Origin of the sequence: Alteribacillus sp. JSM 102045 (assembly GCF_041949975.1) — a bacterium.
Lineage (GTDB): Bacteria > Bacillota > Bacilli > Bacillales > Marinococcaceae > Alteribacillus.
On record NZ_JBHFQG010000036.1, the window covers coordinates 25,859 to 35,824 of the forward strand.

Sequence of the window (9,966 nt, forward strand, 5' to 3'; positions counted from 1 at the left end):
GGGTGTTATAGAAAAAAACTTTTTCAAACTTTTTAGCATCAAGATAAAGTGTCCAAATTGCAAAGGTGTAGGTAAGCATAATGCTTCAAATAAATCACGGACTTTTTAAAAGTAAACAAATACAAGTTATTCATTACTCTGTCTCTTTACAAAGAAAGAGCGCAATCCCGTATTCTAAGAAATACGCTTGCACCCTTTTTAAACTCCAGGTATTAAAATTACCATGAATAGTCTCTACAAAGAATTTTTCTATATCAGGACGTTTTTACTTGTCTGTTCTTATCATTTAGGAGCTTCTTTAGTAACTCTTTATCTTTTTGGGAAACTAGTATATATAGAAAATCTCCTGCTTTAATCTCCGTTTCCCCGTGTGGGGTGATAAGCCTATCATCTCTTACAATTGCACTAATAGTGGCTCTTCTTGGGAAAGGAATTTCATGCAATCTTCTACCTACCACAGCTGTGTCCTCATTCGTTTTAAACTGCACCATCTCTGCATTGGCTTTACCAATAGATATCAATTCAATGGAATGATGAGGTGTATCCTTTTTAGGACCAGTTAAATTTAGCTTTTTCGCCGCATAAGAGATCGAAGAGCCTTGGATCAATGCAGAAGTCAGGACTATAAAAAAGACAACGTTAAAAAATAAAGCACTGTTTTCAATCCCAGCTACAATAGGGAATGTTGCTAATACAATAGGAACAGCCCCTCTTAAACCTGCCCAGGATAAAAAAAGTTTTTCTTTTAACGAATATTTCATCCCCAGCGTAGATAGGAAGATGGCTATCGGCCGTGCAACAAACATTAAAACAACGGATAATAAGAGTCCATTTAATATAACTTCCGTGGAAAATAATTGTTGCGGAAACACTAATAAACCTAAGATGATAAACATAAGAATTTGCGCCATCCAGGCAAATCCTTCATTAAACTGAAAAATAGAATACCGGTAAGTCAACTCTGAGTTTCCAATAACTAAAGCAGCTACATAAACAGCTAGAAAGCCACTGCCACCTGCAAAAGCAGTTATACTATACGTTAACAATGCAAAAGCTACGGAAAAAATCGGATAAAGGCCACTTGATTCCAGGTTAATCCTATTAATCGAGAAGGATGCAATCTTTCCTAATAGAAGACCTAAAGCTAAACCAATTCCCATTTGCCAAAAAAAGTTTGGGATAAGCATCCAGATGTTTGTGCCCTCAATAACGATTAATTCTATAAAAGCGAGCGTTAAAAACACGGCCATAGGATCATTCGTCCCGGATTCTGCTTCAAGAGTTGCTCCCATTTTTGCCTTAATGTTACGTTCTTTTAAGGCTGCGAAGACTGCTGCTGCATCGGTGGATCCGACAATTGCCCCAAATAAAAACGCTTCATACCAAGTAATATCAAAAGCAAACATAGCTGCTACAGCGACGATAGAAGATGTAATCACCACACCCAATGTCGCTAAAGAAAGAGACGGAAGAGCTACAGACCTTACAGTGGTAAACTTTGTTTGGAGTCCGCCCTCAAATAAAATTATAACCAGTGCTAAGATACCAATAAGCTGGGCTGTCTCTGCATTATCAAAATACACCAGTCCTAGACCGTCACTTCCAATAACCATACCAACTAAAATAAATAGAACGAGTGCAGGAAACCCTAACTTGTGAGAAAATTTCGCCACTAATACACCAATAATTAAAAGCAGAGCCCCTAACAAAACAAACGCATCGTTTCCGAATGCTTCTAAAAACATATTTAGCCTCCAGTCATAAATTCACATCAATTTTTTTAGGTTCGTTTTTTTCAACACCGACATACTTCAAGGTTTCTGAGGGGATTGCTTGACTAAACCGCTCTTGAATAAGAGAAATAGCAACTCCCTTAACAAAAGCGTGGTATCCAAACGTTTTTCGTAAGGTATGCGTTCCTATTTTTTCTTCTATACCAGCACTCTTTGCTGCCTCATTAACGATTCTGTAAGCCTGCTGTCTCGTAATGGGTTTGTTTGAACGTGAGGAGGAAAATAAATAACCGTTAAGAGAAGGGGAAAAGCATGAAAAGTGATATTTTAGAGCTCGTTTTACTTGATCATTTAAAAAAATACTTTTCTCATTCAAAAAGATAAACTGCGGAATAATCCCATCTTCATTTCTCACATCATGAACTTTTAACTCTAGTAATTCTCCTATTCGTAGGCCAGTGTTTATACCCATCACAAATAATAAAAAATCTCTTGAAGACTTCTTTTTAAGCTGAGCTTTAATTAATCGAATTTTGTTTAATTGTTTTATAGGAGCAACATATTCCACAATCAACTCTCCGATCCATTTTACTTAACACCATTTTATCACAATGATATGTAACAACAAAATTCTCTTGTTACAAACAAGACATAATACGCTACGACAGTATAAGACAGGGAAACATTTATCGGTTTTTCCAAAAATAAAAAGCCTAACTCCTCCCTATAAGTGAGAAATTAGGCTTTAGTTCCTGCACAACCTGTATCCACTTCGTAAAATTTGTTTAATTTGTGTTAGTGTGACATGTCATTAGGCTTCTGTAAAAATTTAGTCTATTTCATTAATGAATTCAAAAGCGTTAACATCTCCTAATAATGTCTGGTGTTCGTCTACCACAGGAAGTTCTTCCATATTATTTTGAATCATAACAGCGAGAGTGTTTTCAATACTATCAGATAAACGTACCGAAATAGGAGGATGCATAATGTCTTGGGCAGTAGATTCGTTCTTTATATATCCTAAAAATTTTCCTTTGGAAAACCTTTTACCAGTTTTTATGTTTTTTTGGACTGCGATAGCCTTTAATATTTCTTTCAGTGTAATAATTCCTACTAGTTTATAATTTTCATCAACTACATAAATCGATCTGTGAACTGTACCCCTTTTAACCATTTTCTTACGTACGGATTGGATCGAGTCCCGGAGAAAAACTGTACTTGCCTGCTTTGTAACTTTTTGATAAACGTCAAAGATTTTCGTCAATACTTCTATCCCACCTTTTGCCGCATATCCATAATGCTATTCCTAATGCTAAACATAATGTTTGAACCACAAAGCTAATAATCATCAAAATCTCAGGAACCAGTCTTACATTTGTAGCCTGATAATGACCAATTATAAAAATACGAAAGAACGCAATACCTATGCCTATTGTTAAAAAAATTAATCCTTTGTGTTTCATTTGCTAATGCTCCCTTTTTCTGAATTTTTGCTTGCGCCATCATGATTTAAAAACTTCCAAGAAATAGTCTTCAATGCGCTTCGAGGCATTATAGCATTCTATACCTTGATTTCTTTCAGGAATTTGACCATTTCTTGAACATCTCCCCTTGACTAACAATTAATAAAGTCATTCTTCGTCGGTTTTCTCTTTTATTTTTTTGATTTTTTCTATGGCTAGCTATCTAATTTCTTTCATTTCCTTTTTAGCAATCCTCATTACATTCACTCATATTGTCCATTGTTTTTGAAACAGTCCAAAACTTCGTCCTCGGATCTATTCTGACACCATTGTATACTGACCATAACCATCTATCTATACTATGTCCGACAATTTCATAATCTCATAATCAGAATTCCTTGTTATTCTCTGAGTAAACCCTTTGACAACCCAATCTTGGGCAACGTCCATTTTTTCAGCAAGTGAAGGTTCTTCTTTTTTATTAGATCACCGAAGAACGGCTATCTCTAAGTCCTTTTCACCAAGTAGTTTCTTTAATTTCGTGTCCTCTTGTTCCATTTTTTTTGGGATTCACATAGCCAATCTTGTCCACGGATATTTGGCCGAAATGTCCTTATCCAAACTCTTTCGTCCAGTCTTGACTAGTGGCTTCAACCTTCGTTCCCTATGCTTAACACCCAGGACCTGCCAGTATGCTATTATATTATTAAATAAGGTAAAGTTGAAGGATCGATTATTCACTGAAAGGGGGTTATACGTGTCACCCGTTGTAAATAAGCAAAATATGCTACGTTTTATAGCACTAGTACTAATCTTTATAGGGGTTTACTTTATTCTTCCAGTATCCGGTCCTATTATCCTTGCTCTTTTAACTGCTTTATTTTTATCACCAGCTGTACACATAATCATGGAGAAAACCAGTATAAAAAGAAGCATATCTGTTACCCTAGTCTTTACTTTGTTTTTGTGTATCTTGGGATTGGCCGGTTACGTACTTATAACTCAAGTAATAACGCAAATCATTTCTTTCATTGAAAATCTACCAGTCTATATCAATGATATAAGTCGTTCTTGGCTAAATTTACAGAACCGAATAGAAATTGCATTTCGAGATCTTGATCTACCTCCGTCCATCATTCAGGAAGCCAATAACCAAATCACAGGGATGTTAAATAATCTTCGTAAACAACTGTCAAGTGGGGACTTACTTAATAGCGTGACCGGGGTTGTTGCTTCAATCCCCGGATATCTGGTTTCCTTTCTTGTTTACTTGATTGCTTTGTTTTTATTTATGCTTGAATTACCACGATTAAAAGTAAGCATGTATTCTTTCATGAAAGAAAGCTCAGCCGAAAAATTCAAATTTATGACGGCACGCTTGTCTGATGTCATTCTTGGTTTTTTCAAAGCACAATTCCTAATGAGTATTATTATCTTTGTCGTTTCATTGATTGGGCTTTACATATTTACACCAGAAGTGGCCCTTATCATGTCTCTGATCATTTGGCTGATTGATTTCATTCCCATTATTGGTTCTATTGTCGTTCTTGCTCCTTGGGCTTTGTATAGTTTTATTGCTGGAGATACCCTTTTGGGAACTCAACTTCTTATTTTGGCTGGAATATTATTAGTTATCCGAAGAACGGTCGAACCAAAAGTAATGGGACACCATATTGGTCTCTCTCCTTTAGCAACTCTTATATCGTTATACCTTGGACTCACTTTACTTGGCGTTATAGGCTTTATTGTCGGTCCATTAGCAGTTATCGCATTTACTTCGGCGAAAGAAGCTGGCATCATAAAGGTTGATTTTAAAATTTAATACAGAAACGTAAGTTGTAATTTACAACCAGACGATCGGACTGCGGGCCACTTTTCTGGATTTTCCCTTGAATTTGATACTGCACTGCACGGAGGACATCGCTGAAATCAATGTAAGATCCTAAAAAAACCCTTACACCATCCGAAAAACTCGGGGCGGTGTGAGGGTCTTGGTGTTTCTATATTTCCAAATCCATACTATTTTTAATTTGGAAAAAACTCCATTCCAAACACGAAATGAGCAACACTAAATCCTATAATCATCAGTATAATCCCTAAGATCAATCCCCATAGTGCTTCTTTTAAGGGATTATGATTTGGATACTTTGTATTCATGAATATCCCCCTTTATCCTATACTTGAGTTGTAATGCTACTCTCTACGTATCGAAAAAGGTGGATTGATATTTGATAGGCATTAGAAAGACGCTTTTGAGCAAAACACTAACGGCAATTCCTAAAGTGTTATTGATTAGGCAGCCTTCAATTGGGGGTGGGGCTATTGGAAAACCTGCTTTTTTGTAGACATACTCAAGGGGTTGTGGTAGAAGCAAATTTTTCTCGTCTACACTTACAGAACCTTTATGATAGGAGTAGACATTAGATAGGCTAGGGTGTGGGTGTTCTGTCAATGGGAGAAAAACAGTAAGCATAGAAACAGACGTTAATATGAATAATAGCTTGTTCCCCACTTTTGTCATCTCCCATCCATTCTTTTACGTTATCCCAAATATGTCATTTAGTTTCATTACTTGCAAACAGAGTCTCTAATTTTTCGCTTCGTTAGCTTAATTGGTGCATTAATGACATTATAAATAATGTCTCCAGGAAAAGCGAACCAATCCCGATAGATGTATTTAAACCATGCTTTCATCTTTGTCAAACGTCTTATATATGGACTGACTTATTTTTTTGGGAATGTGTTAGATATGGTAGATACTAACGAACGTAATACTATGGAAGGATTGTTCTCATGGAACTCATAGGAGCCTTATTATTCTTACTCTCTGTTATGTTAATTATCGGTGTGTTAGCCACGAAATTTTCTTCTAGGTTAGGTTTGCCTGCTCTTATTCTTTTCCTCCTTGGTGGTATGATTCTCAACCAGTTTATGTATTTTGAAAATGTCCAACTTACACAATTTATCGGTACATTAGCATTAATTATCATTTTATTCGATGGGGGGACACAAACAAAATGGGGGAAAATGCGACCCATTCTTGGTCCTGCCGGCTCTTTGGCAACACTTGGAGTTTTAATTACTACATTTGTAACAGGCGCTGCTGCCATGTACATTCTGGATTTTTCTTTATTAGAAGGGCTTCTTTTAGGGGCTATTATCGGTTCCACGGATGCAGCAGCAGTCTTCTCTGTGTTAGGCAATAAAAATTTCAATAAACGATTAACCGCTACGCTGGAGGCGGAGTCCGGCTCCAATGATCCAATGGCTGTCTTTCTTACTGTTACATTGATAGAAATGATTCAAATACCTGATATGTCCATCTGGGCTGCCGTCGGTAGCTTTTTCCAACAAATGGGGCTTGGACTTGCAATAGGATTAATCTTGGGCAAAATCTCTATCTACGTTATAAATCACATTAAACTGGACACTTCTAGTTTATACCCCATACTTGCCATGGGAGCAGCAATTCTCACATACGCGGCAACCGATTATTTGGGAGGAAGTGGCTTGCTCGCCGTTTATGTCATGGCAGTGTTTGTTGGAAATAATGATTTAACTCACCGATTTTCCATCTTACGGTTTAATGAAGGATTCGCCTGGATGATGCAAATTATCATGTTCACGCTTCTTGGACTGCTTGTTTTTCCTAAGCAATTGACGAACGTTTTCTGGGATGGTATCTTAATTGCCATCATTCTGATGTTCATTGCACGTCCTGTTGCTGTTTTTATCAGCATGTTGTTTATGAAATATAATCTGAAACAGAAACTTTTTATCTCATGGGCTGGTTTGAAAGGTGCTGTTCCGATTGTTTTAGCTACCTATCCGATTATTGAGGGCATAGAAAGTCATGACTTGATCTTTAACACCGTCTTTTTTGTTGTACTAATATCTGCTTTAGTTCAAGGAAGCACGTTATCCTGGCTGGCCGAAAAATTAGGATTGTCTGGAGACGACGACGACGGCCATGCAAGCATCGAATTAATAAACCTGGGAAACACGGACTCAGAAATTATGAAGATAACTATCCCGAAACGTGCTCCCGCCATTAATACGTCATTAATCGATTTAACATTGCCCGAAGATACGTTAATCATAGGGATTACCCGAGACAAAAAACTACTGATCCCAACTGGATCGTCTGTTATTGAAAAAGGAGATACTTTGTATGTGCTGGGGGATAAAGAAAGCAGAAAAAAAGCAAAACTAACCTTATTAGGAAATACAGAACGATCGGAGAAATGATGTAACATAGGCTGCAGTCTTAATTTAATGACTTCTAGTAGATCACCCCGTATCATTATGAAAATGACACGGGGCATTTTTATCGTTATAAAAATGAAATGACAAGGAAACCAACGATTACACAATAATACGCAAAATACTTTAAATTACCTTTTTCCATAATATTCATCAACCATTTCAATGCGAAGTAGGTGGCAATGAAACTAGCTATAAAGGCAATAATATACGGAATCATCAATTCATTAAAGCCTGGATCACTTATAATTTCTGGGATCTCTAAAATTCCCGTTCCTAGACTAACAGGTATGTACAATAGAAAAGAAAACCGAAGGGCGGTTTCCTGATTCATCCCAACAAGCATCGACGCAACAATAGAAGCACCAGACCGGCTAATTCCCGGGGTTACAGCCACTGCCTGGGCAAGCCCTACAATAACGGCATCTTTCATTGTTAAAGCACTGTCTTTTTTCCTTCCTCTCCTATTTCGGATGATCCAAATAGCAATTGCTGTGATAAGTAAAGTAACACCTACCGTCTTTGTACCGCTAAGTGCTTCACCAATCGAATCCCCAAATAGCACACCGATAATTCCCACAGGAATCGTGGCAACTATAAGATAGATAATGAACTGAAAGTCATTTTTAGCTGCTTTCTCCTTCTTGACAAGATATCGGAAACCATTTGTAACTAAACGTAAGATATCCTCCCGGTAAATAACAAAAACAGCTAGAAGAGATGCGAAATTAACAAATATCTCAAAAGAGAGCCCCCTGGCCTCAATTCCAAATAGTTCCCGGAAAATAATAAGATGTCCACTTGAAGAGATTGGGATTGGCTCGGTAATTCCCTGAACTAACCCTAGTACTAGGTATTTTAATAATAGCCACAGTTCTGCTGCTTCCACAAAAAATCCTCCTAAGCTGATAAGCTTTCTATTTTTATATGTATTGACTCCATTCTACCGCTTCCACTTTACTTTAGCACCTTTAAATGGCCCTATACTGGAAGATCGTTCCCTTCTTCTGGCAGCTTATTGATGACATAATTGACTTTTTTCTTTTTCATTTTTTTATACGCAAGTTAGAAAAAATGAACACCGATAAAAAAAGAGGGATTTCTCCCCCTTTACAGATCTCCCTGTTCTTTTAGGCTGGTGAATGAAGAATTATCTGCTACAACTAATGCATCTAGCAGCTCAATTCCTACCATTCTTCCTGCTTCCTTCATTCTATCGGCAACTTGAATATCTTCTCTACTTGGTGTTACATCTCCACTTGGATGCTGATGAGCGATGATGATCGAAGCAGCATTATTAAGTATAGCAGCTTTCAGAACTTCCCTTGGATGTACCACACTTGCGTTTAATGATCCAACATGTGCTCGATGAACAGCAACCACCTTATTTTTGGTATTTAAGCATAGAACTAATAGTACTTCTCTGTCATCATCGCCTATGAACGATCTGGCAATATCAGCTGCATTCTCGGGCATACGTATACTATTCTCCTTAATTTCCATCTCCGTTTTCACCTGTTTAATTCGCTGTACTTCATAAATATTTTCCATTTCGGAAACAACTCCTTTCTTTGTTTGACAACGAAGAAATTTTTCCGAAAATGGAAGTCAAGGGTGAGCCGTTAGGCGAATACGAAAGTATCAAAAAAGAGTTAGAGAATGTTAGAAAACCCAATGACTTACTAGGAGTTGAAAAGCGTTTTTTGCTTTTTTACTCCTAGTTAGCCAACTTGGATTTCTTACATTCTCTTGATCTTTTGCAGACCCTTTACTGGAATCATGAGGAAACAATTATAATGGAGAGAACAAAGAAGGAGTGGACTCGAGGGAGGGAGATTCGATGGTGGGACGATCATCGAATCCAATGGAAGCATTGCTATGCTTTGCTTCCATCGGTTTGTAAGAGGTCGATCCCCGAACAAACCGTTGAAAAATTAGTCTTCTTCCCTACTTTTATGGTGTAAGTCAAGTACAGCAAGGAAATCCTTTTCCCCTGTTTTTATCACCTGCTTTAACAATGGGAAAATTTCTTCATCTTCAGCGTATTGCTCAATAAGGCCCTTTAACTCGATCTCTAAGTCACTGCTATCCACGGCTTTTATTTGATGAAAACGTTGTTCAATGATCATTTTCTAAACTCCTCCTATGTACGCCTCTACTATCTTTCTACTTTTTAATGCTCTTATCCTGTAAAGTATTTCAGGAATAAATGGCGTTTTATTTGAGAGCTATTTGTCGTAACGTTTTTGTTGCTGTTAGTTAAACGTGGGATTAAATCGTTTACAAGTGGTATCGCCGCTAACAAAGAGAAAAATTATTTCTTCTCCATAAAATTTAATAAACGTTCGTTTTTGAGACAATTCATATGAGCATTTGGAACTTGTGAATTTTAGAGCTATATGGCGGCTTTTTTTGAGAATTATTTGTCGTATGAAGCCCATAAAATAAGCAGTAATCGAATGATGACCACTGCTTATTTATGACCAATAACAAGGCTTTCTCTTGCT

10 protein-coding genes are annotated in these 9,966 nt (G+C 37.1%); 2 read left to right on the plus strand and 8 right to left on the minus strand.

All coding sequences use genetic code 11. The features are described 5' to 3' along the window. Positions 1 to 254: 254 nt before the first annotated feature. From ACE1TI_RS17980 to ACE1TI_RS17995, 4 genes are all read right to left on the minus strand, one after another. Entirely contained in the window at positions 255 to 1,745 is a 1,491-nt protein-coding gene (locus ACE1TI_RS17980; RefSeq protein ID WP_375008920.1) for a potassium/proton antiporter, read from the minus strand. A 13-nt stretch (positions 1,746 to 1,758) separates the two neighbouring features. Beyond that, on the minus strand, positions 1,759 to 2,301 hold the full coding sequence (locus ACE1TI_RS17985; RefSeq protein WP_375008921.1) for a tyrosine-type recombinase/integrase: 543 nt from the start codon (positions 2,299 to 2,301) through the stop codon (positions 1,759 to 1,761). A gap of 261 nt (positions 2,302 to 2,562) precedes the next feature. After that, a complete protein-coding gene (locus ACE1TI_RS17990) occupies positions 2,563 to 2,997 on the minus strand; it encodes a CBS domain-containing protein (protein WP_375008922.1) in 435 nt (144 codons plus the stop codon). Beyond that, complete coding sequence (locus ACE1TI_RS17995; protein ID WP_375008923.1) at positions 2,981 to 3,196, minus strand: hypothetical protein; 216 nt, start codon at positions 3,194 to 3,196, stop codon at positions 2,981 to 2,983. Before ACE1TI_RS17995 ends, ACE1TI_RS17990 begins: the two co-directional genes overlap by 17 nt. A gap of 757 nt (positions 3,197 to 3,953) precedes the next feature. On the opposite strand from ACE1TI_RS17995, the gene ytvI reads away from it, so the two are divergent. Next, on the plus strand, positions 3,954 to 5,018 hold the full coding sequence (gene ytvI, locus ACE1TI_RS18000; RefSeq protein ID WP_375008924.1) for a sporulation integral membrane protein YtvI: 1,065 nt from the start codon (positions 3,954 to 3,956) through the stop codon (positions 5,016 to 5,018). 203 nt (positions 5,019 to 5,221) lie between these two features. On the opposite strand, the gene ACE1TI_RS18005 is transcribed toward ytvI, so the two are convergent. Next, positions 5,222 to 5,353: a hypothetical protein gene (locus ACE1TI_RS18005; protein WP_375008925.1), complete on the minus strand. Its 132-nt coding sequence runs from the start codon at positions 5,351 to 5,353 to the stop codon at positions 5,222 to 5,224. A 636-nt stretch (positions 5,354 to 5,989) separates the two neighbouring features. On the opposite strand from ACE1TI_RS18005, the gene ACE1TI_RS18010 reads away from it, so the two are divergent. Continuing rightward, complete coding sequence (locus ACE1TI_RS18010; protein WP_375008926.1) at positions 5,990 to 7,444, plus strand: potassium/proton antiporter; 1,455 nt, start codon at positions 5,990 to 5,992, stop codon at positions 7,442 to 7,444. An 85-nt stretch (positions 7,445 to 7,529) separates the two neighbouring features. Here ACE1TI_RS18010 and ACE1TI_RS18015 read toward each other — a convergent pair whose 3' ends face one another. From ACE1TI_RS18015 to ACE1TI_RS18025, 3 genes are all read right to left on the minus strand, one after another. Next, positions 7,530 to 8,348 carry an undecaprenyl-diphosphate phosphatase gene (locus ACE1TI_RS18015; RefSeq protein ID WP_375008927.1) on the minus strand — a complete coding sequence of 273 codons (819 nt, stop codon included), beginning with the start codon at positions 8,346 to 8,348 and terminating at the stop codon, positions 7,530 to 7,532. A gap of 221 nt (positions 8,349 to 8,569) precedes the next feature. Further along, positions 8,570 to 9,010 (minus strand): JAB domain-containing protein, encoded by a 441-nt coding sequence (locus ACE1TI_RS18020; RefSeq protein ID WP_375008928.1) that lies wholly within the window; start codon positions 9,008 to 9,010, stop codon positions 8,570 to 8,572. A 383-nt stretch (positions 9,011 to 9,393) separates the two neighbouring features. Continuing rightward, entirely contained in the window at positions 9,394 to 9,588 is a 195-nt protein-coding gene (locus tag ACE1TI_RS18025; protein ID WP_375008929.1) for a hypothetical protein, read from the minus strand. Positions 9,589 to 9,966: the final 378 nt, after the last annotated feature.